This window comes from Rouxiella sp. T17 (assembly GCF_036663475.1).
Classification (GTDB): Bacteria; Pseudomonadota; Gammaproteobacteria; order Enterobacterales; family Enterobacteriaceae; genus Rouxiella.
This window is the reverse complement of sequence record NZ_JAWUEA010000007.1, coordinates 31,673-52,448: the sequence shown is the minus strand read 5'-3', so window position 1 is coordinate 52,448 and position 20,776 is coordinate 31,673. Positions and strand designations below refer to the sequence as shown.

Below are 20,776 nucleotides of genomic sequence, written 5' to 3'. Positions count from 1 at the left end.
CTGTCAATCTACACTATTTAGATACCGTACTGCTGACGATAAGCGCGAACCGCCGCCAGATGATCGGCCATCTCGGTTTTCTCTTCGAGATAATCAATCAGGTCCGCCAGCGTGATAATTGAAATCACCTTGCAACCGTAATCACGTTCAACCTCTTGAATTGCAGAGATATCCGCGCGGCCACGCTCTTGACGATCGAGAGAAATCAGTACGCCCGCCAACGTTGCCTGATGAGCATTAATAATTTCCATTGATTCGCGGATTGCAGTTCCGGCCGTGATCACATCATCGACCAGCATGACTTTGCCCTGCAACGGACTGCCCACCAGCGTGCCGCCTTCGCCGTGATCTTTAGCTTCTTTACGGTTGAAGCAGTAAGGCACGTCGCGTTCGTGCTGCTCGGCCAACGCTACAACGGTGGTGGTCGCAATCGGAATACCTTTATAAGCCGGACCAAATACCAGGTCGAAATCGATACCCGAGTCGATCAGCGCTTCAGCATAAAAACGGCCCAACAGAGCCAAATCGCGACCGGTATTAAACAGGCCTGCGTTAAAAAAGTAAGGGCTGATACGGCCAGATTTCAGGGTAAATTCGCCGAATTTCAAAACCTGCTTGTTTAATGCAAACTCAATAAACTGGCGCTGATAGGCTTTCATGGACTTCTCCTGCTTTGAATTTATTAAATACATCCCGCCCAAGTCATTGGCGTTGCAGCAAGGCGGCAAGCTTGTTAATCCCGATGAGCCTACACACGTAAGTGATTCGGGTTAACGAGCGTAGCTAACGCAGTTACAGCGTCAATGAAGACGGGTGATTTCACTTATGAAAAAGGCGACTAAATTAGCCGCCTTAAATAATTATTCTGCCAGAACCGCTTTCTGCGCCTGGAAGATAGTTTCGATTCCCCCTCGGGCGAGGGCCAGCAAACTCAGCAGCTCTTCATGGCTGAACGGTTCGCCTTCTGCGGTGCCCTGCACTTCAATCATGCGGCCGTCTTCCATCATGACAACGTTCATGTCGGTTTCAGCAGCGGAATCTTCTACATATTCCAAATCGCACAGCGCTTCGCCTTTAACGATGCCCACGGAAACCGCGGCAACCAGACCTTTCATCGGGTTGGCTTTCAGTTTGCCCGCCGCAACCAGCGCGTTCAGGGCATCAGCCAGCGCAACGCAAGCGCCTGAAATTGAAGCAGTACGCGTGCCGCCATCGGCCTGAATCACGTCACAGTCCAAAGTAATGGTGAATTCGCCAAGCTTTTTCAGATCAACGGCGGCGCGCAGTGAGCGAGCAATCAGACGCTGAATCTCTAAAGTACGACCGCCCTGCTTGCCTTTCGCCGCTTCACGCGGGTTACGGCTGTGGGTTGAACGTGGCAGCATGCCGTATTCGGCAGTGATCCAACCTTGACCCTGGCCTTTCAGAAAGCGTGGAACCCCTTCTTCAACCGTCGCGGTGCAAAGGACTTTGGTATCACCAAATTCAACCAAAACAGACCCTTCAGCGTGTTTTGTGTAGTTTCTGGTCAGAGTTAGGGGGCGCACTTGTTGTGCATTTCGGCCTGCTGGACGCATGGGGGTTGTTCTCCGGCTCGCAAATCATAGTTGGCTGCGCATTATACGGGCTTCGTGAGGTAATGCCTATCATGACGGGTTCAGCGAAGCTATAATCCTTTCATCTTTACATTAACAGGTACACAGACATGATTCGTAGTATGACCGCTTATGCCCGACGTGAAATAAAGGGTAACTGGGGCAGCGCAGCGTGGGAACTTCGCTCCGTTAACCAACGTTATCTTGAAACCTATATCCGTCTGCCCGAGCAGTTTCGCAGTCTGGAGCCCGTTATTCGTGAACGCGTCCGCGCGCGACTGACTCGCGGCAAGGTTGAATGCAACCTGCGTTTCGATCTCGACCCAAGTGCCCAAGGCACGCTGCAACTCAATGAAAAACTGGCTAAACAGCTGGTTGAAGCCGCGCAGTGGGTCAAGATGCAAAGTGATGAAGGCGAAATCGACCCGCTCGACGTGCTGCGCTGGCCGGGCGTGATGGTTGCCGAAGAACAAGATCTCGACGCTATCAGCAATGAACTGCTGGTGGCGCTCGATGGCGCGCTGGATGACTTTATCCTCGCCCGCGAAAGCGAAGGCGATTCGCTGAGAATGCTTATCGAACAACGCCTTGATGGCGTGAGCGCTGAAGTACTTAAAGTCCGCGCCCAGATGCCAAATATTTTAATCTGGCAGCGCGAGCGTTTGGTCAGCAAGCTTGAAGACGCGCAGGTTCAGTTGGAAAACAACCGACTGGAGCAGGAATTAGTGCTGATGGCGCAGCGCGTCGACGTCTCCGAAGAGCTGGATCGTCTGGAAGCTCACGTTAAAGAGACGCATAAAATCCTCAAGAAACCAGAAGCCGTCGGCCGCCGTCTGGACTTTATGATGCAGGAGTTCAACCGCGAGTCGAACACGCTGGCGTCTAAATCCATCAACTCAGACGTGACCACCTCAGCCATTGAGCTGAAGGTCCTGATCGAACAAATGCGCGAACAGATTCAGAATATCGAGTGATTTTGTTTGAGTGTTGAGATGTTTGAAAGGAGCCCGCTTAGGCGGGCTTTTTGATGTCCGTAATATTGAGAACCATTTCGAGGATGTCCTCGGTATGGTCAAAATTGGTTCAGGTGCTAAAAGGGCACTGAAAGATGTAATACTTTCACGTTATGCATTTAGAAGTACTTACAACCCCTGTCCTGTGAGCACAAACAAGACCATTTCAAGATTAGATCCTACAGTTAAGTCATGGATTTCTTTTGGGGAAAGGTTTTACGGGGAGGAACGGATGGATACAGTCGACGCCAAAACGCGTTCCAGAATGATGTCTGGCATAAGAAACAAAAATACCAAGCCAGAACTTACATTACGCCGTTATCTTCATGCTAAAGGCTTCCGCTATCGGCTTCACGTCAAAACACTTCCGGGTCAGCCTGACTTGGTTTTACCCAAATATAATCTCTGTATCTTTGTTCACGGCTGCTTTTGGCACCAACATTCGCGTTGCCCCTATGCCACCATCCCCAAAAGTAATACTGAATTTTGGCTGAAAAAGTTTGCTATCAATATCAATCGGGACGAAAAAACGATTGCTCTGTTACTTGATAGAGGCTGGAGAGTTTTTACGATTTGGGAATGCGGATTAAGAAAAGCAGATGAGGTGATTTTAGGCTGGCTGCCGAAGACCATAAAAGGCCAGGAAAGGATACTGACTTGGCCGGAGTACTGATAAGTTTTTTACTGTTTAAATAACCAGATAAAACTTTATTCTGGGTCAAATGAGTGATACATTTTCACTTATAAAACCTAGGAGAAATTATGTCAGAATTTGAAGCAGTAGCCAAAGAGCTGGTTGAAAAGGCGGAGGCTGAACAATTTCTTCGCCAACAACAAGATAGAGAACTAGTTGGCAAAGTATTGGAAATTTATGATCAAAAGTACGTTGCCGAACTCCTTAGGAAATTGGGTAAAAATGATTGGAGCCGCGAAACGCTTAATCGTTGGGTTAATGGTAAATGCATCCCTAAGTCGCTAACTTCTACTGAAGAAGCACTACTTAAAAGAATGTTACCGGAGCCACCAAAAAATCATCCAAATTATGCGTTTCGCTTCGTTGATCTCTTTGCTGGTATAGGCGGAATTAGGAAGGGATTTGAGGCTATTGGTGGTCAGTGCGTATTTACCAGTGAATGGAATAAAGATGCTGTAAAAACGTACAAGGCTAATTGGTATAACGACGAGCATCAGCATAAATTCAATTTTGATATTCGCGAGGTTACCCTTAGTGAAAATCTCGAGATTTCAGAAGAAGATGCTTATAAAAATATTGATAAAGAAATTCCTGATCATGATGTGCTTCTTGCTGGATTCCCATGCCAACCTTTTAGCCTTGCAGGCGTCAGTAAGAAAAATTCTTTAGGTCGTGCGCATGGCTTTGAATGTGAAGCTCAAGGAACCCTTTTCTTTGACGTAGCCAGAATAATTCGTGCTAAAAAGCCTGCTATTTTCATGCTTGAGAATGTAAAAAACTTAAAGAGTCATGATAAAGGTAAAACCTTCAAAGTTATTATGGAGACTCTTGATGAGCTGGGATACGAAGTAGCCGATTCTACTATCACGGGTAAAGATGATCCTAAAGTTGTGGATGGCAAAAAGTTTCTTCCTCAGCATCGAGAGCGAATTGTATTAGTGGGTTTTAGAAAAGATCTGGGAATTCATGACGGATTCACCTTACGTGATATTAGTAAGTTCTATCCTGAAACGCGTCCTACTCTTAATGAATTACTTGAACCCACTGTTGATAATAAATACATCCTGACCCCAAAGCTCTGGGAGTATTTATACAACTACGCTAAGAAACACGCAGCAAAAGGTAATGGATTTGGATTTGGTCTTGTCAATCCATTAGATCCCGCATGTGTTACACGCACTTTATCAGCTCGTTATCACAAAGATGGTTCCGAGATTTTGATTGATAGAGGTTGGGACATGACTCGTGGAGAAATGGACTTTAGTGACGAAGATAATCAATTGAAACGTCCTAGAAGGCTCACACCACGAGAATGTGCTCGATTGATGGGGTTTGAAAAGCCTGAAGGTAAACCGTTCCGCATCCCGGTATCGGATACTCAATCGTACCGTCAGTTTGGAAATTCAGTGGTTGTTCCTGTGTTTGAAGCTGTAGCAATGCTTCTAGAACCCTATATCCATCGTGCCGTGTCTATTGATAGAAAAAACAAACCTTAACTTAATTTCTCCCCGATTTGATATCGGGGAGAATAGTTTATTCTTTATACAGATCTAAAAGTTGCTTGATAAACGTACCTAAAGTAATCAAGTTTTCCCTGATCGTTTCTGGGTATTTTTTGTGCAAAGAAGATGGCACAACTAGCTTAACGCCTTCCCTCTGCATTTCCTGAAATTGAGTGACAGACACCCCTTCTTGGAGAGTAAAAAGATGAATCTCAGAAATTCTGTCTGCTTCATTCAATATTTGCCGCCAACGATCTTTGCATGTTGTCTTAACGGCTAACATCCTGAGTTTGTCATCAGGATAATCAGGATCGTGGTATGACATGGACGATGGGAAAAGGAAGTCAGGTTTTTTATTTCCTTCAGTAGCAGCCTGAGTAGCAAATTGAGTTAATCCCCACTCGATAAATAGCGTCTCAAGGTGGATTTCCAGGGACTTCCCAGCTCTTGACTTTCTTCTATTACTTACTGAATTAGCTAGAGTAATGAATTCATTCACTGAGCCAAAACCTTTACGAATTAAATCTAAAACATGAAGTTCTTCAACAACCTGAAAAATTTCATATTCAACACGGCGTCTATCAATTAACTGCGTGTCAGGATCAGCTTCACCACGCGTATAATGTGAGGTGGCAAATTGAATAATCTCACTTCCTGACGGGAATGATAGTTTCCAATTTTCAGGAATAATATATCCGGATTTTACGGGCTCGGTACTTACAGAGAATCCGCCCAAGATTTTTTCTGCATTACCCGAAATTAGTGTGCCAGGTATTACTTCACCAATCGCAGATTCGATAACGTCCTCGTCATCAGAATTTACACAGACCCAAATATCTACTGACGGGCTATCCGAGCCGGGAACATGCTCAAATGCCAAGATGGTTAACGCGCCGGTATTTTCAGGATCCTGTAAAGGACTGCCACTTCCCCAACGTGTTATACGTTTTTCATTCCGTGTCTTGCCAAAAAAACGACCATTGTAGTAGACCGCTCTAGCTTGGCTATCATTACAAGTGTGAGAAGAAACATGAGCATTTAAAAATACAGAGGGATTTTCTTCATCAACGCGATTAATAGATGGGAAAAGATGCTCAACTATTCCTTTAGGGATATAAATGCCAACCTGATGCGCTCCCGTAGCACCCGTATCATTTGCAGATAATCTCTTGATAAAAAGATAATTACTGCTGTTCCCTTTTTCCAGCAACCAAGCATGAAGGCCGGACATAAACCCCTCCCTTTTAATTAATGCAGAACACTAAAAATCTTATACAAACTCATAAATTTAATTAAGCATACACGCCTGTTTTTGTTATCGATAGACTGAATCAATTAAGTTGTCTCCTCACCTTTTACCACTTTCAACCTGAGCCCATTTGTCAGTTTTCCCCCACGCCGTGAGGATACCGTACTGAGTTGTAACGGGGTGTGAAAAAGGGGGTCTTGAGATTGACGGCGGGCGGTTTAGGTCTTATATCAGTCGGGAGAGTTTGTATTAGTCTGAAGTTTGACCCCTGAGGGGAATGAAATGAAAAAGCTTGCTGTATCACTGGTAATCCTGAGCCTGCTGACTCCTCCGCTGGCGATGGCGCACGGAGGCGGTGGTGGTCATGGTGGACCCGGATTTAACTTCTTGCCTGAAGCTGCTGCTGCCGTTGTGATTGGCGGGCTAACTTATTGGGCGTTGAACGGAAATTACTATCAAAAACAAGGCGATGAATACGTAGAAGTTAATGCGCCACCTCGCGATGATGGCCCACCGCCGCCACCGCCAGAAGAGGAGGATGAGTATGACTCTGCGCCGCCAGACCTCGCGCCGATCGATTTCCACGGCGAGCGTTTCTATGTCAGCCACGGACATTATTACAAGCGCGATCCGTCCGGCCAGTACTATGAAATTCCGCGACCTTATGGGCTCTAAACGCGACGATTTTTAGAAATCGGTTGCTATAAGCCTTTATAAAAAAGAAAAAAGCAGGCATCGAGCCTGCTTTTTCGGTTTCCATACGTCTAAAAAAGGGGCGGTCGAAAGTGAGTTAGCGCGAAACGGGCGGCACTTTTTCGCGATCGCCGAGAGAAGCTGGCAGCTTAACCTTGTAGATTTTATAAGGTCGTTGCACCAGATCCTTGCCGCCCGGCCCGCGGTTATAAGCCAGTCTGGCGGTCTGCGGGCAAGGAATATAGAGTTCGCGCTGATGCGAAATAAATAGCGCGTCGGGACCCCAAATCCGGTCATCCTCTAAAATAATCTTCAGATCTCCCTGCGGCGTCAGCATGGTTATGCGCGGGCGCTGTGCCTCGGACATATAAATGTTGCCCTGAGTATCTATCGCCGTGCCCGAGAGCGCGGGCGTGTCGTAAACAAACTCGATTTCCTCGGCCAGCGCCTGATCGGTCAGCCTTTCATTACGCAGCGAGGCGGTCGGAACGCGATACATCGGACCTGAAAGCGGCTGATAATAAAGCCATTTACCGTCTGGCGTCAGCTCAAGCGGATCTGAATTAACGATTTTTGGACTGCCGTCATCTTTTTGCATCACGGTGCCGGTCTCATCCAGCGCGGGACGTTCGACCTTTGCTTTTACTGAATGATGATCGGCTAATCTGCGCATCGATTTTCCGCTTTGCAAGTCGGTAATGATGATCGCGCCGAGGCCGGAATCGGTGAAATAGGCGTGCTGAGCATCAAGACGCAAATCGTTGATGTTACCGCCTTTAGGTAGAGCCTTTTCATCAAAGGTGATTTTTTTCAGCAGCTTGCCGGTATTGATATCAAATTGCAGAATTTTTTGCGCGTCGCGGCTGAGTTTTGGGTCACCCTGATCGACCACCCAAAGCGTGTCGTCGTCAAAGATGTGCACGGTGTTAACTAAAACGAATGCGTCTTCGCCCGGCTGACCGGATTGCCATTCATTCCAGCTTCCGCCGGGGAAAGGTTTGAGGGAACCGTCGGGAAGGAGCTCGGCAACGGAAGGCGTTGTTTCATTGGTCGGCCAGCGCGGCAGGCCAACGAAAGTGCGGCCGCTGCTGCTTACCGTCACGGCGTTCGCCAGCCATTTTAGGCTCGCAACCTGTTGCAGTTCGGGTCCCAATCCTTTGCTTAAACCATAATCCGTCATTTTTGTGGCCGCTTGCGCCAGCCCACTGCCTAAGAGTGCGACGGCTCCTGTAGAAATCAGTGAAGCCTTACAGAAGTCTCTCCTGTTCATTATTTTTCCCTTATGTCCGTGATAAATCGCGCGTACAAAGGCTGAATTTTTGTTTCAAAAATCCACCAGGTGAAAAATAATTATAATTAAGGATGGGGATCGTGCAGAAAAAAGCCCGAATTAACGGGCTTTTAGAGAAAGGTGTTTTAAAAAGCGGAGAAGATTAGGCTTCCCAGCGTTTCAGCAACACGCAGGCATTTACGCCGCCGAAACCAAAGCCGTTAGAGAGGGCATAGTTGATTTCATGTGGCTGCGCCTTGTTACCGATGATGTTCAAACCTTCGGCCGCGGGATCTTTATTATCCAGATTCAGCGTTGGCGGAACGATTTGGTCACGAACGGCCAGCACGGTGAAGATGGTTTCCAAACCGCCCGCCGCGCCCAGCAGGTGGCCGGTGGCAGATTTGGTGGAGGTCACGGCCAGTTTATCGCCGGTGCCAAACAGGTTTTTGATCGCGTTGATTTCGCCCAAATCGCCTACAGGCGTAGAAGTGGCGTGCGCGTTCAGGTGATCAACCTGCTCAGGTTTGATGCCGCCCTGACGCAATGCAATTTTCATTGCACGGCCCGCGCCGTTGCCGTCTTCTGCACCTGAAGTCATGTGGTAAGCGTCGCCGCTGGTGCCGTAACCGATAATTTCGGCCAACGGTTTCGCGCCGCGTGCCAGAGCGTGTTCCAGCTCTTCAATGACCAGCATGCCCGCGCCTTCGCCCATGACAAAACCGTCGCGCGCGCTGTCGAATGGACGTGACGCTTTTTCAGGATGGTCTTCGTGACCCGCTGACATCGCTTTTGCTGCCGCGAAGCTGCCGAGGGTTACGGTGTCGATGGTCGCTTCCGCGCCGCCGCACAGTGCAATGTCGGCTTCATCGTTACGAATCAAACGAACGGCATCGCCGATAGCCTGCACGCCCGCCGCACATGCGGTAACCGGTGCGCCGATTGGGCCTTTGAACTGATGCTTGATAGAAACCTGGCCCGCCGCAAGGTTGACGAGGAAAGATGGAATAGTGAACGGAGACAAACGCTTAGGACCGCGCGTGTCGTTGGTTCTAACCGCATTGGCAATCGCCGGGAAGCCGCCGATACCAGAACCAATCACCGTGGCCGAACGCTCTTGCTGCTCTGCGGTCTCAGCTTTCCAGCCCGATTCGGCAATCGCTTTATCTGCAGCTGCCATGGCGAACAGAATAAAACGGTCCATTTTTTTCTGATCTTTCGGCAACACGTACTGGTCCGGGTCGAAGCCTGACTCAGGATCCTGCTCTAAAGTTTGTACCTGGCCGCCAATTTTAACGGTCAGCGTTTCGCTGATTTCAGTAGGCAGAACACGGATACCAGACTGGCCGGCCAACAGGCGCTGCCAAATGGTGTCGATGTCACAACCGAGCGGGCTCACCGCCCCCATGCCAGTAATTACTACGCGACGATGAGTCATATTAATTCCTCTGCGGACCATTCCGCTTAAGTAAGGATGCGAGTTACACATCTTTTTATCAGTCGGCCTATTTCACCAAACTGCGTAAAACCAAATTGGTTATCACAACAACGCGTTCTTCAAGCTGCTCGGGCGTTTTCTCCTCAAGCATTAACGGATGTGAAAAAGGGGTCATCACACTGGCGATGGCCATGCAGACCTCATCGAGCGGCGTTTCAGATTCAAATTCACCTGATTCTCGCCCATCAACGATTACCTTTTTCAAAATTCCATAGAGCGCGGCGCGATGATTATTTGCCGAATCCCAATGATTCGCAGCCGCCACGGCAGCGATGTCATGCAACTTTCTTTCTTCAAAAAACAGCGCCAGACTTTTGGTCAGCAACGACGAAAAAAGCTCGCGAAGGCGATCAGCCGCGCTTTTATCGCCAAGCGCAATCTCTCGCAAAGCATCATCGATTTGCCCAAGCGAATGGCTGCACACGGCCTCGCCAATCGCCTGTTTAGATTCGAAAAACTTGTAAACATAAGCGCTTGAAACACCTATAGCTTTTGCCAAGTCGGCTACGGATGTTTTTGAATAACCGTAGTGGCGAAAATGGTCCAGCGCGGCGCGGATAATCTGCTCTCGACGCTCATGCAAAGCGGGACCTCGCTGCGGCAGTACAACCGGCGTTTCGGGTTTCATGCAGCTCTCCAAGGCACATCTCCAAGCTATACGTATAGCTTAGGTTAACAGGTGACAAATATACACATTCGTTACCTGATTGGAATAGCTATCTTTGGTAAGGCTTGTTGAAAAGGATGGAAGTTACAGGAGGATAATGAATAACAGATGAAAATTAAAATAATGCGAGCGCATGATTTTAGAACCCAAGGCAGCATAAAATGGTAGGGTAAACCAACTATCCAGATTATATAAACTAATCCGATGGCAGGATGAAAAGAAAAATTCAGTCGAGACCCACAGCAAAGCTCATTACCCTGTCGTCGTAAACTTTGTAGTTACTTAATTGTTTTAGTAGTTGTAGTAGTTATAAATCTGAAACCATAAAATCTTGGCGAAATGTCGACTGGCGAAACTTATGTTGCTCACTGTTCTTTATATTATTGGTATTACGGCTGAAGGCATGACGGGTGCATTAGCCGCCGGTCGTCGAAAAATGGACGTTTTTGGCGTCATCATTATCGCCTGCGCCACGGCGATTGGTGGAGGCACCGTTCGCGATATGGTGCTGGGCCACTATCCGTTAGGTTGGGTTAAACATCCACAGTACATCCTCATTGTGGCGGCCGCGGCTATTTTGACTACCTGGTTAGCACCGTTAATGCGCCACCTGCGCAAACTGTTTTTAGTGCTGGATGCCCTAGGTTTGGTGGTGTTTTCAATCATCGGAACTCAGATAGCGCTGGACGCAGGCCATGGGCCGCTTATCGCCTCTATCGCCGCCGTGATTACCGGCGTGTTCGGCGGCGTGTTGCGCGACATGCTGTGCAACCAAATCCCGCTGGTTTTCCAGAAAGAGATTTACGGTGGCATCTCTTTTGCCGCAGCCTGGCTGTACATCATTCTGCAGTACTTTGTGGTGCCACAGAATCTGGTGGTGATCATCACACTGCTGGCAGGTTTTGCCGCGCGCCTGCTGGCGTTACGCTTTAAGCTGGGCCTGCCGGTATTTCACTATCCTGATTCGGACCACTAAGCTCCTGCTCTTTATGGCTGTCAGTTTCAATAAACGCTGGCAGCCTTTCATTGCCGAGTACTTTGACCATCGCCACAACCTCAGGATGATGGATAAAACGCTGGATCTGTTTAGCGCTCTTTTCACCCATTCCTCTTGCTGTTCGCCACTGTGTTTCTGTGATGCGCGTTATCTGCGGCCACGTGAGCGTTTCACTCATTGCTAATCCGGCTACCGGAAAGCCCAGCGCTGACAGCCAGCGACGAAAACTTTTTTGCTTTGCTAACTGCATTTCGGCAAAAAGCTTTCTGGCCTGCTTTTCGCCAATCCCCGGCACCGCGTTGATCTGCTGCTCGGTGAGCGTTAGCCAATCAAGTAAAGATGTCACCAGCTCAGCCTCCACCAGCTTCTTCCAGGTGCCGGGTCCAAGACCGCGAATCGCTAACGCCTGCGAGCCGCTAAGCCAAACCAGTCGCGATAAAAACTGCTCCCGGCAAAGATCGCTAGTGGTAAAACAGCTAAAGGCATCAAGTTCAGAATGATTAATAGCCGGATTTTCATCGCGACCAGCAACCCGCCACACGACCTCGTCGAGCCGTGGAATGCCTTGCCCCGCCAGGCTCACAGCCACTCGGTCACCAATATTAATGTCCCACTCTTTCAGTTTTGCAGGCGAACCGATGCTGACGCGAGCGACCTGTTTATCGTCGAGCATAACGGGTTGTAGTTTTAAGACGACGGAGCGTTTACCACTGCGTCCTGTCGTGATCTCAATTCCGGTGACGTCGGTCAGTTTGCGCACTACCGGATATTTCCATGCCACCGCCCAGCTCGCAGGTCGATTGCGCCACGCGCGACCTTCTGGTTCTGCCTGTTGCCGAATAACAATGCCGTCAGAGGCGAAAGGTAAAGGATGCTGATACCAGTCGTCTCGCCATTTCGCCGCCTCGGCAAAAGTCTCAACCGGCTGGGTAAACGCGGCGGTGAGCGGAAACCCCCATTCGGTGAGTCGCTGTAAACGCGCGGTCATCGTGGCGGGGCCGTCTGGCCATTCCCAGATAAAAATACCTACCTGTTCGAGAGACGCCGAGGCCTTTCGACGCATCATCGCGCCTGCAACCGTCGAGCGCGCATTCACGCCGCCGGTAATATTTTGCCGATGACCGTTCATCATCAGAAATAGCTCGCCTTGCAGCACAACCCGCTTGGCGAGGTCAGGAATAGTCTGCGGAATAGCAGGAATTGCCGCCGCTTTTGCTGTCCAATCCTGCCCCAGCAGGCCATCTCCGCGACTGAGCAAAGCAGTCAGGTGACCTCGCTGATATACCAGCGTGACGGCGATGCCATCCACTTTTGGCTGCACCCACAGGTCGGTTTTACCTTTCATCCACTGAGCCACCGCGTTTTCGGAGGCCATTTTTTTGAGTCCGGTATGAGAAACCGGATGCGGCAAGGTGGCAGAACCTGCGGGTGGCGTTGCTTCTTCCGGCGCGTTGCCCGCGCAAAGCCGCCATTTTTGCTGCTGCTCCCGCAGGCTGTCGTAGACCACGTCTTCAATTTGGCTTTCGCCCTTCAAGAAATAGGCCCTGTCCCAGCTTTCAAGTTTGGTGGTGAGCCGAGATAACTCCTGCTCGAAACGCGTCGCGCTCCAGAGCGGGCAAGATGAATCTTTCGCAACATGAATTTCTTTAACAATGGCGGTTTCAGTCGCCCCGATCCCTTTAAAAGCAATCAATGACAACAGCGTCGCGAATAAATAAAAAACGGGCAATAAATAGCGCATGACAATCTCCTCGTTGCGGCTATTCAAGGCGTTTTTATAAGTGACTGCCAGCGGGAAAATAACGTTCTCCAAGAATCCTCGGAAAGTTTTTTCCTGTTTGCATAATTGCTGTTTTTTATTGGAATAAGCCTCGCAAACAGGCCAACTTGGGCTGTTTTATCGCGATTACTTGCGTTCAAATGTGTCGGAACGCTGCACCCCAAGCGGTGAACGTGTATACTGTGCCGAAGATCACTCTTCTGTATTTCCATTTCAACCCAATCAGCTGAAACGTCATCATGGTTCAAGGCACGCTATATATTGTCTCCGCCCCCAGTGGAGCAGGTAAATCAAGTCTGATTCAGGCTTTACTAAAAACTCAACCGCTCTACGACACGCAGGTCTCGATTTCTCACACCACTCGCCCCATGCGACCAGGCGAGAAACACGGCGAGCACTATTTCTTCGTGTCGAAAGAAGAATTCCGCGAGTTGATTGAGCATGACGACTTTTTAGAACACGCTGAGGTATTCGGTAACTATTACGGCACGTCACGTAAAGCTATCGAGCAGGTTTTATCTACGGGTGTCGATGTCTTTCTGGATATCGACTGGCAGGGTGCCAAGCAAATCCGTGAGCGCATGCCTCATGCACGCAGCATCTTTGTGCTGCCGCCGTCGAAAGACGAGCTTGACCGCCGCCTGCGTGGCCGTGGACAAGACAGCGAAGAAGTCATCGCCAAACGTATGGCGCAGGCCGTGGCCGAAATAACGCACTACGTTGAATACGACTATTTAATTGTGAATGATGATTTTGATCTGGCTTTGCTGGACCTTAAAACCATTATTCGTGCAGAACGTCTTCGTCTGGGCCGTCAAAAGCTCCGTCATGACGGATTAATCACCAAACTATTGGCAGACTGAAGTCACTTTCAGTATTATGCCCAGTCTTTCGTCACCCTGTGGAGTAGCACATATATGGCACGCGTAACTGTTCAAGACGCTGTAGAAAAAATTGGTAACCGTTTTGACCTGGTGTTGGTGGCTGCTCGTCGCGCACGCCAGCTGCAATCTGGTGGTAAAGATCCACTGGTCGCTGAAGAAAACGACAAGTTCACTGTTATTGCCCTGCGTGAAATCGAAGAAGGTCTGATCACAAACCAGATCCTCGACGCTCGCGATCGTCAGGAGCAAAAAGACCAGGAAGCCAACGAGATGCAAGCGGTTACTGCTATCGCTGAAGGCCGTCGTCCTACTTAATCAGCGGGTCTAACTTGTACATCTTTGAAAGCCTGAATCAGCTGATTCAAAAATACCTGCCAGAGGACCAGATCAAGCGCCTCGTGCAGGCATACCTCGTTGCGCGGGATGCGCACGAGGGTCAGACACGCTCGAGCGGTGAGCCTTACATTACTCACCCGGTAGCCGTGGCCTGCATATTAGCTGAAATGCGACTCGACCACGAAACGTTGATGGCTGCGTTGCTTCATGACGTCATTGAAGACACGCCCGCAACCTATCAAGACATGGAACAGTTGTTTGGCAAGAGCGTTGCCGAACTGGTTGAAGGGGTTTCAAAGCTCGACAAGCTGAAGTTCCAGGATAAAAAAGAAGCGCAGGCGGAGAACTTCCGCAAGATGATTATGGCGATGGTGCAAGACATCCGCGTCATTTTGATCAAACTCGCTGACCGTACCCATAATATGCGCACGCTGGGCTCTTTGCGCCCGGATAAACGTCGCCGCATTGCCCGTGAAACGCTGGAAATTTACAGTCCTCTGGCGCACAGGCTGGGTATACATCACCTTAAAACCGAGCTCGAAGAGCTGGGCTTTGAGGCGCTGTACCCCAATCGCTATCGCGTTATCAAAGAAGTGGTGAAAGCTGCGCGTGGTAACCGAAAAGAGATGATTCAAAAAATCCTCTCGGAGATTGAGGGACGTCTGACCGAAGCCGGCATCCAATGTCGCGTGAGCGGACGTGAAAAACACCTCTATTCTATTTATCTTAAGATGCACCTGAAAGAGCAGCGTTTCCATTCGATTATGGATATCTACGCGTTTCGGGTGATCGTTAAAGAACTTGATACCTGCTATCGCGTTCTCGGTCAGGCGCACAGCCTTTACAAGCCTCGTCCGGGGCGGGTTAAAGACTATATTGCCATCCCGAAAGCCAACGGCTATCAGTCTCTGCACACCTCCCTGATTGGTCCGCACGGCGTGCCTGTCGAGGTGCAAATCCGTACCGAAGATATGGATCAAATGGCAGAGATGGGGGTTGCGGCGCACTGGGCTTATAAAGAGAACGGCGAGAGCAACGGCACGACGGCGCAAATTCGTGCCCAACGCTGGTTGCAGAGCCTGCTTGAGCTTCAGCAGAGCGCGGGTAACTCGTTCGAATTCATCGAGAGCGTTAAATCCGACCTCTTCCCCGATGAAATTTACGTCTTTACGCCGGAAGGTCGCATCGTCGAGCTGCCTGCTGGAGCAACGCCGGTCGACTTCGCTTACGCCGTGCACACCGATATCGGTCATGCCTGCGTTGGCGCGCGTGTCGACAGACAGCCTTATCCGCTTTCGCAGCCGCTGACCAGCGGACAGACTATTGAAATCATCACGGCTCCGGGCGCACGTCCGAATGCGGCGTGGTTGAACTTCGTGGTCAGCTCGCGCGCACGCGCAAAAATTCGCCAGATGCTGAAAAACCTCAAGCGCGACGACTCTGTGTCGTTGGGTCGCCGTTTGTTGAATCACGCGCTGGGTAGCGGACGCAAACTGACTGACCTGCCGCCGGAAAACATCAAGAAAGAGCTTGATCGCATGAAGCTCCACGCGATGGATGACCTGCTGGCCGAAATCGGCTTGGGTAATGCCATGAGTCTGGTGGTGGCTAAAAATCTGATGGGCGACCAGTCTTCCATGGCGACTTCAGGTTCTCGCAATCTGCCAATTAAAGGCGCAGACGGCGTGCTGATCACCTTCGCCAAGTGCTGTCGTCCGATTCCGGGCGACCCGATTATTGCGCACGTCAGTCCGGGCAAAGGTCTGGTGGTTCACCATGAATCTTGCCGAAACATCCGTGGCTATCAGAAAGAGCCCGAGAAGTTTATGGCGGTCGAATGGGACAATCAGGAAACCGAGCAGGAGTTTATCGCCGAGATTAAAGTTGATATGTTCAACCATCAGGGCGGTCTGGCGAATCTGACGGCGGCGATTAACGCGGCGCAGTCTAATATCCAGAGCCTGAGCAGCGAAGAAAAAGACGGTCGCGTTTACAGCGCATTTATTCGCCTGAGCACCCGCGACCGCGTACATCTGGCTAACATTATGCGCAAGATTCGTATTATGCCGGATGTGATTAAAGTCACCCGAAACAGAAACTGATCCCATGACTCCAGAACGTTATGCGCGCATTCAAGAAATGCTGGCGGCTCGCCAACCTGACCTGACCGTTTGTATGGAGCAGGTGCACAAGCCGCATAACGTTTCGGCCGTGATTCGAACTGCCGATGCTGTCGGCGTCAATGAAGTGCATGCCGTTTGGCCAACCAGCAAAATGCGCACCCAAGGCTCTTTTGCCGCCGGTGCCAACAGCTGGGTTCAGGTTAAGACGCATAAAACTATTCAAGACGCCGTAGCCAAAATGAAGGCGATGGGCATGCAGGTTCTGGCGACTAATCTGTCTGAAAAAGCGGTCGATTTTCGCGAGATTGATTACACCCTTCCTACCTGCATTTTGCTGGGCCAAGAGAAAACCGGCATTACCCCAGAAGCTCTAGCGTTGGCCGACAGCGATATTATTATCCCGATGGTCGGCATGGTGCAGTCGTTAAACGTTTCTGTAGCCTCGGCGCTTATCCTTTATGAAGCCCAGCGTCAGCGGCAAAATGCCGGCATGTACGCGCGTAAAACCAGCCTGTTAAAAGAGAAAGAGCAGCAACGCCTGCTGTTCGAAGGGGGTTATCCGGTGCTTGCCAACGTTGCGCTACGAAAAAAACTGCCTCGCCCACTGATTGACGACACCGGCAAAATTGTTGCCGATGACGAGTGGTGGGCCGCAATGCAAATGACGGTTGTCAGATGAAGGGCCGCCTGCTGGATGCCGTCCCGCTCACGTCACTCTCTGGCGTTGGCGCAAGTCAGGCGGAAAAGCTCGCAAAAATCGGCCTCGAAACCATTCAGGATCTGCTGCTTCATTTGCCTTTGCGCTATGAAGACCGCACCCGCCTTTACGCAATAAACGACTTACTGCCCAATATTTTTGCCACCGTTGAAGGTGAAGTTCTGCGCACGGACATCAGCTTTGGCCGTCGTCGCATGCTCACCTGTCAGATAAGCGATGGCACGGGCCTGCTGACTCTTCGTTTCTTCAATTTCAACGCGGCAATGAAAAACAGCCTGGCGCCCGGCCGACGCGTGACGGCGTACGGCGAGATTAAACGTGGCACGATTGGCGCGGAGATTATCCATCCTGAATACCGCGTGCAGGGCGAAAACAGCGAGGTGGTTTTACAAGAATCACTGACGCCGGTTTACCCGACCACGGAGGGTATTCGTCAGGCGACGCTGCGCAAACTCACCGATCAGGCGCTGGCGTTGCTGGATACTCAGCCTATCGCCGAGCTTCTGCCGCAGGAGCTGAGCCGTTCGCTGATCCCGCTTTCGCAGGCGCTGCATCTTTTGCATCGTCCGCCTCCAGATATGCAGCTTGAGGACCTTGAAAAAGGTCAGCATCCGGCACAGCGCCGACTGATTATGGAAGAGCTGCTGGCGCATAACTTAAGCATGCTGGCGGTGCGCGCCGGTACGCAGAGTTATAAAGCGCTGCCGCTGGTGAAAGATCACCAACTGATAGACGCGTTTCTGGCGTCGCTGCCGTTTAGCCCAACCGGCGCGCAAAAACGGGTGGTCGAAGAGATTGAACACGACCTCGCGCAGGGCTATCCGATGATGCGTCTGGTGCAGGGCGACGTGGGTTCCGGCAAAACGCTGGTTGCCGCGCTGGCGGCACTTTGCGCGATCGCGCAGGGCAAGCAGGTTGGCCTGATGGCTCCCACCGAACTGCTGGCCGAACAGCACGCGAATAATTTCCGTCAGTGGTTCGAGCCGCTGGGTATTCAGGTTGGCTGGCTGGCCGGAAAGCAAAAAGGCAAGGCGCGAATTGCCCAGCAGGATGCTATCGCCAGCGGTCAGGTTTCAATGATCGTGGGCACGCACGCCATCTTCCAGGAACAGATTCAGTTCTCGGCGCTCGCGCTGGTCATCATCGACGAGCAGCACCGTTTTGGCGTCCACCAGCGTTTGGCGCTGTGGGAAAAAGGCAGGCAGCAAGGTTTTCATCCGCACCAGCTGATTATGACCGCGACGCCGATCCCCCGCACGCTCGCCATGACGGCCTATGCCGATCTCGACACCTCGGTTATCGACGAACTCCCGCCGGGCCGAACGCCGGTCACCACCGTGGCTATTGCAGACACGCGCCGAAACGACATCATCCAGCGAGTGAAAAGCGCCTGCGTCGATGAGAATCGTCAGGCTTATTGGGTGTGTACGCTGATTGAAGAGTCGGAAATGCTTGAAGCGCAGGCGGCCGAAGCGACGTGGGAAGGGCTGAAAATTGCCTTGCCGGAGCTTAATGTCGGCTTGATTCACGGCCGCATGAAAGCGCAGGAAAAGCAGGCCGTGATGGCCGCCTTCAAGCAGGGTGAAATCCAGCTGCTGGTCGCGACTACGGTCATTGAAGTGGGCGTCGACGTGCCCAATGCCAGCCTGATGATTATCGAAAACCCCGAGCGTTTGGGTCTGGCACAGCTGCACCAGCTGCGTGGCCGCGTGGGCCGTGGCGCCGTGGCCTCTCACTGCGTGCTGCTCTATAAAACGCCGCTGAGTAAAACGGCGCAAAAGCGTTTGCAGGTGTTACGCGACAGCAACGACGGCTTTGTTATCGCACAGCAGGATCTCGAAATTCGCGGTCCGGGCGAGCTGCTTGGCACCCGCCAAACCGGCAGCGCCGAGTTTAAGGTCGCCGACCTGCTGCGCGATCAGGCGATGATCCCCGAAGTTCAGCGGGTGGCGCGCCACCTTCACCAGCAATATCCCGAACACGCCAAGGCGCTCATCGAACGCTGGCTGCCGGAAAGGGTCCGCTACACCAACGCCTAACCTGCGTTAAAAGGATTTGTTCTTTCTACAGACCTCGCCTTCCCCCGCAAACACATTATTTTCAAACACTGTTTGCAAAAATTGTTTGCAGACATTGATTGCAGACATTATTCGGTCATCGCCTCGGCTGGCCTTTTTCATGCTTCCCTATCGACGATAAAGCCATAAAAATGCTATCGGCAAACGATTGCTTTTAGCCTTGATATCATGAAAAATGCCCGCTTTGTGGCTTAATGGGGTGCCAAAAGAATGCCTACACAATCTGCCGAGCCAGAGGCTCAGCTATCAGCGTCGGAAACGACCCGCAGCAGTGAACTAATTTATCGATTGGAAGATCGCCCGCCTTTGCCACAAACGCTGTTTGCGGCCTGCCAACATTTGCTGGCGATGTTTGTGGCGGTTATCACTCCCGCGCTGCTGATTTGTCAGGCATTAGGTCTGCCCGCGCAGGACACACAGCACATTATCAGCATGTCGCTGTTTGCTTCGGGTCTGGCCTCCATTTTACAGATTAAAACGTGGGGCCCGGTGGGTTCGGGCCTGCTGTCGATTCAGGGCACCAGCTTCAACTTTGTTGCACCACTGATTATGGGCGGCCTGGCGCTGAAAAATGGCGGAGCCGATGTGCCGACCATGATGGCCGCGCTGTTTGGTACGCTGATGGTCGCGTCCTGCACCGAAATTCTGCTGTCGCGCGTGCTGCATCTGGCGCGCCGCGTGATTACCCCGCTGGTTTCCGGCATCGTGGTGATGATTATCGGCCTGTCGCTTATTCAGGTTGGTTTAACCTCAATCGGCGGCGGTTATGCAGCGATGAGCGACCACACCTTTGGCGCACCTAAAAATCTCTTTTTGGCGGGCGTGGTGCTGGCGGTGATTATCCTGTTGAATCGTCAGCGTAATCCTTACCTGCGCGTTGCGTCGCTGGTGATTGCGATGGCCGTCGGCTATGTCGTTGCCTGGGCGATGGGCATGCTGCCTGCCGCCGCGCCGACCGCGGCCGCGCATCTTATCAACGTGCCGACCCCGCTTTATTACGGCCTTGGTTTTGACTGGAACCTGCTGGTTCCGCTGATGCTTATCTTTATGGTGACCTCGCTGGAAACCATCGGCGACATCACGGCGACCTCTGACGTTTCCGAACAGCCGGTTAGCGGCCCGGTTTATATGAAACGCATCAAAGGCGGCGTGCTGGCAAACGGCCTTAACTCGATGCTCTCGGCAGTGTTCAACACCTTCCCGAACTCCTGCTTTGGTCAGAATAATGGCGTTATTCAGCTGACCGGCGTGGCCAGCCGTTATGTCGGTTTTGTGGTTGCGCTGATGCTCATCGTGCTGGGCCTTTTCCCGGCGGTAGCGGGCTTTGTGCAGCATATTCCGGAGCCGGTTCTGGGCGGCGCGACCATCGTGATGTTCGGCACCATCGCGGCTTCGGGCGTGCGTATCGTGTCGAGAGAACGATTAAATCGTCGCGCAATCATGATCATGGCGCTGTCGCTGGCCGTCGGCATGGGCGTTTCGCAGCAGCCGCTGATTTTGCAGTTTGCGCCGGACTGGCTCAAAACCCTGCTCTCTTCGGGCATTGCGGCGGGCGGGATCACGGCTATCGTGCTGAATCTGCTCTTCCCGCGCGAACCTTAACGCGCAACAGGGCATCAATAACGGCGGCAGGGTCACTCCTCCCGCCGTTTTTTATTGCCGTTTACATGGTAACCTGT

The 20,776-nt window shown here is 51.2% G+C and carries 18 protein-coding genes; 11 read left to right on the top strand and 7 right to left on the bottom strand.

The features are described 5' to 3' along the window. Nucleotides 1-17: 17 nt before the first annotated feature. Both pyrE and rph read right to left on the bottom strand, forming a co-directional pair. Entirely contained in the window at nucleotides 18-659 is a 642-nt protein-coding gene (pyrE, locus tag SC206_RS01525; RefSeq protein WP_332733491.1) for an orotate phosphoribosyltransferase, read from the bottom strand. A gap of 201 nt (nucleotides 660-860) precedes the next feature. Beyond that, nucleotides 861-1,577, bottom strand: coding sequence for a ribonuclease PH (rph, locus tag SC206_RS01520; protein WP_332733489.1), 717 nt, complete (start codon nucleotides 1,575-1,577; stop codon nucleotides 861-863). A 128-nt stretch (nucleotides 1,578-1,705) separates the two neighbouring features. On the opposite strand from rph, the gene SC206_RS01515 reads away from it, so the two are divergent. From SC206_RS01515 to SC206_RS01505, 3 genes are all read left to right on the top strand, one after another. After that, on the top strand, nucleotides 1,706-2,569 hold the full coding sequence (locus tag SC206_RS01515; protein ID WP_332733487.1) for a YicC/YloC family endoribonuclease: 864 nt from the start codon (nucleotides 1,706-1,708) through the stop codon (nucleotides 2,567-2,569). 94 nt (nucleotides 2,570-2,663) lie between these two features. Continuing rightward, a complete protein-coding gene (gene vsr, locus SC206_RS01510) occupies nucleotides 2,664-3,281 on the top strand; it encodes a very short patch repair endonuclease (RefSeq protein WP_332733485.1) in 618 nt (205 codons plus the stop codon). An 89-nt stretch (nucleotides 3,282-3,370) separates the two neighbouring features. Next, nucleotides 3,371-4,798 (top strand): DNA cytosine methyltransferase, encoded by a 1,428-nt coding sequence (locus SC206_RS01505; RefSeq protein WP_332733482.1) that lies wholly within the window; start codon nucleotides 3,371-3,373, stop codon nucleotides 4,796-4,798. A 37-nt stretch (nucleotides 4,799-4,835) separates the two neighbouring features. Here SC206_RS01505 and SC206_RS01500 read toward each other — a convergent pair whose 3' ends face one another. Beyond that, a complete protein-coding gene (locus SC206_RS01500) occupies nucleotides 4,836-6,035 on the bottom strand; it encodes a type II restriction endonuclease (protein ID WP_332733480.1) in 1,200 nt (399 codons plus the stop codon). 300 nt (nucleotides 6,036-6,335) lie between these two features. On the opposite strand from SC206_RS01500, the gene SC206_RS01495 reads away from it, so the two are divergent. Beyond that, entirely contained in the window at nucleotides 6,336-6,728 is a 393-nt protein-coding gene (locus SC206_RS01495) for a hypothetical protein (RefSeq protein WP_332733478.1), read from the top strand. Between the two features lie 115 nt (nucleotides 6,729-6,843). Here SC206_RS01495 and SC206_RS01490 read toward each other — a convergent pair whose 3' ends face one another. The 3 genes from SC206_RS01490 to SC206_RS01480 form a co-directional block, all read right to left on the bottom strand. Further along, nucleotides 6,844-8,016 carry an L-dopachrome tautomerase-related protein gene (locus SC206_RS01490; RefSeq protein ID WP_332733476.1) on the bottom strand — a complete coding sequence of 391 codons (1,173 nt, stop codon included), beginning with the start codon at nucleotides 8,014-8,016 and terminating at the stop codon, nucleotides 6,844-6,846. A gap of 163 nt (nucleotides 8,017-8,179) precedes the next feature. Next, on the bottom strand, nucleotides 8,180-9,454 hold the full coding sequence (gene fabF / locus SC206_RS01485; protein ID WP_332733473.1) for a beta-ketoacyl-ACP synthase II: 1,275 nt from the start codon (nucleotides 9,452-9,454) through the stop codon (nucleotides 8,180-8,182). A 67-nt stretch (nucleotides 9,455-9,521) separates the two neighbouring features. Next, on the bottom strand, nucleotides 9,522-10,142 hold the full coding sequence (locus SC206_RS01480) for a TetR/AcrR family transcriptional regulator (protein ID WP_332733471.1): 621 nt from the start codon (nucleotides 10,140-10,142) through the stop codon (nucleotides 9,522-9,524). A gap of 397 nt (nucleotides 10,143-10,539) precedes the next feature. Between SC206_RS01480 and SC206_RS01475 the strand changes: the two genes are divergently transcribed. Beyond that, complete coding sequence (locus SC206_RS01475) at nucleotides 10,540-11,157, top strand: trimeric intracellular cation channel family protein (protein WP_332733469.1); 618 nt, start codon at nucleotides 10,540-10,542, stop codon at nucleotides 11,155-11,157. Here SC206_RS01475 and ligB read toward each other — a convergent pair. Beyond that, nucleotides 11,111-12,919 carry an NAD-dependent DNA ligase LigB gene (gene ligB / locus SC206_RS01470; protein WP_332733467.1) on the bottom strand — a complete coding sequence of 603 codons (1,809 nt, stop codon included), beginning with the start codon at nucleotides 12,917-12,919 and terminating at the stop codon, nucleotides 11,111-11,113. The genes SC206_RS01475 and ligB overlap by 47 nt on opposite strands. 278 nt (nucleotides 12,920-13,197) lie before the next feature. Between ligB and gmk the strand changes: the two genes are divergently transcribed. The 6 genes from gmk (at nucleotide 13,198) to SC206_RS01440 (ending at nucleotide 20,699) form a co-directional block, all read left to right on the top strand. Continuing rightward, on the top strand, nucleotides 13,198-13,821 hold the full coding sequence (gmk, locus tag SC206_RS01465; RefSeq protein WP_332733465.1) for a guanylate kinase: 624 nt from the start codon (nucleotides 13,198-13,200) through the stop codon (nucleotides 13,819-13,821). Between the two features lie 54 nt (nucleotides 13,822-13,875). Continuing rightward, the gene (rpoZ, locus tag SC206_RS01460; RefSeq protein ID WP_332733463.1) at nucleotides 13,876-14,157 is read left to right on the top strand and encodes a DNA-directed RNA polymerase subunit omega; all 282 of its coding nucleotides are present in this window, start codon (nucleotides 13,876-13,878) and stop codon (nucleotides 14,155-14,157) included. 14 nt (nucleotides 14,158-14,171) lie between these two features. Beyond that, nucleotides 14,172-16,280 (top strand): bifunctional GTP diphosphokinase/guanosine-3',5'-bis pyrophosphate 3'-pyrophosphohydrolase, encoded by a 2,109-nt coding sequence (gene spoT, locus SC206_RS01455; RefSeq protein ID WP_332733461.1) that lies wholly within the window; start codon nucleotides 14,172-14,174, stop codon nucleotides 16,278-16,280. 4 nt (nucleotides 16,281-16,284) lie between these two features. Next, nucleotides 16,285-16,980 (top strand): tRNA (guanosine(18)-2'-O)-methyltransferase TrmH, encoded by a 696-nt coding sequence (gene trmH / locus SC206_RS01450; RefSeq protein ID WP_332733459.1) that lies wholly within the window; start codon nucleotides 16,285-16,287, stop codon nucleotides 16,978-16,980. After that, nucleotides 16,977-19,058, top strand: a complete 2,082-nt coding sequence (gene recG, locus SC206_RS01445; RefSeq protein WP_332733457.1) for an ATP-dependent DNA helicase RecG — start codon at nucleotides 16,977-16,979, stop codon at nucleotides 19,056-19,058. The genes trmH and recG overlap by 4 nt, the downstream gene beginning before the upstream one ends. Before the next feature lie 249 nt (nucleotides 19,059-19,307). Further along, on the top strand, nucleotides 19,308-20,699 hold the full coding sequence (locus tag SC206_RS01440) for a nucleobase:cation symporter-2 family protein (protein ID WP_332733455.1): 1,392 nt from the start codon (nucleotides 19,308-19,310) through the stop codon (nucleotides 20,697-20,699). The last annotated feature ends 77 nt before the right edge of the window (nucleotides 20,700-20,776 follow it).

What these genes read in the sequence shown, in the direction of transcription:
- pyrE (WP_332733491.1), bottom strand. Translation starts at nt 659, where the DNA reads ATGAAAGCCTATCAGCGCCAGTTTATTGAGTTTGCATTAAACAAGCAG.
- rph (WP_332733489.1), bottom strand. Translation starts at nt 1,577, where the DNA reads ATGCGTCCAGCAGGCCGAAATGCACAACAAGTGCGCCCCCTAACTCTG.
- SC206_RS01515 (WP_332733487.1), top strand. Translation starts at nt 1,706, where the DNA reads ATGATTCGTAGTATGACCGCTTATGCCCGACGTGAAATAAAGGGTAAC.
- vsr (WP_332733485.1), top strand. Translation starts at nt 2,664, where the DNA reads ATGGTCAAAATTGGTTCAGGTGCTAAAAGGGCACTGAAAGATGTAATA.
- SC206_RS01505 (WP_332733482.1), top strand. Translation starts at nt 3,371, where the DNA reads ATGTCAGAATTTGAAGCAGTAGCCAAAGAGCTGGTTGAAAAGGCGGAG.
- SC206_RS01500 (WP_332733480.1), bottom strand. Translation starts at nt 6,035, where the DNA reads ATGTCCGGCCTTCATGCTTGGTTGCTGGAAAAAGGGAACAGCAGTAAT.
- SC206_RS01495 (WP_332733478.1), top strand. Translation starts at nt 6,336, where the DNA reads ATGAAAAAGCTTGCTGTATCACTGGTAATCCTGAGCCTGCTGACTCCT.
- SC206_RS01490 (WP_332733476.1), bottom strand. Translation starts at nt 8,016, where the DNA reads ATGAACAGGAGAGACTTCTGTAAGGCTTCACTGATTTCTACAGGAGCC.
- fabF (WP_332733473.1), bottom strand. Translation starts at nt 9,454, where the DNA reads ATGACTCATCGTCGCGTAGTAATTACTGGCATGGGGGCGGTGAGCCCG.
- SC206_RS01480 (WP_332733471.1), bottom strand. Translation starts at nt 10,142, where the DNA reads ATGAAACCCGAAACGCCGGTTGTACTGCCGCAGCGAGGTCCCGCTTTG.
- SC206_RS01475 (WP_332733469.1), top strand. Translation starts at nt 10,540, where the DNA reads ATGTTGCTCACTGTTCTTTATATTATTGGTATTACGGCTGAAGGCATG.
- ligB (WP_332733467.1), bottom strand. Translation starts at nt 12,919, where the DNA reads ATGCGCTATTTATTGCCCGTTTTTTATTTATTCGCGACGCTGTTGTCA.
- gmk (WP_332733465.1), top strand. Translation starts at nt 13,198, where the DNA reads ATGGTTCAAGGCACGCTATATATTGTCTCCGCCCCCAGTGGAGCAGGT.
- rpoZ (WP_332733463.1), top strand. Translation starts at nt 13,876, where the DNA reads ATGGCACGCGTAACTGTTCAAGACGCTGTAGAAAAAATTGGTAACCGT.
- trmH (WP_332733459.1), top strand. Translation starts at nt 16,285, where the DNA reads ATGACTCCAGAACGTTATGCGCGCATTCAAGAAATGCTGGCGGCTCGC.
- recG (WP_332733457.1), top strand. Translation starts at nt 16,977, where the DNA reads ATGAAGGGCCGCCTGCTGGATGCCGTCCCGCTCACGTCACTCTCTGGC.
- SC206_RS01440 (WP_332733455.1), top strand. Translation starts at nt 19,308, where the DNA reads ATGCCTACACAATCTGCCGAGCCAGAGGCTCAGCTATCAGCGTCGGAA.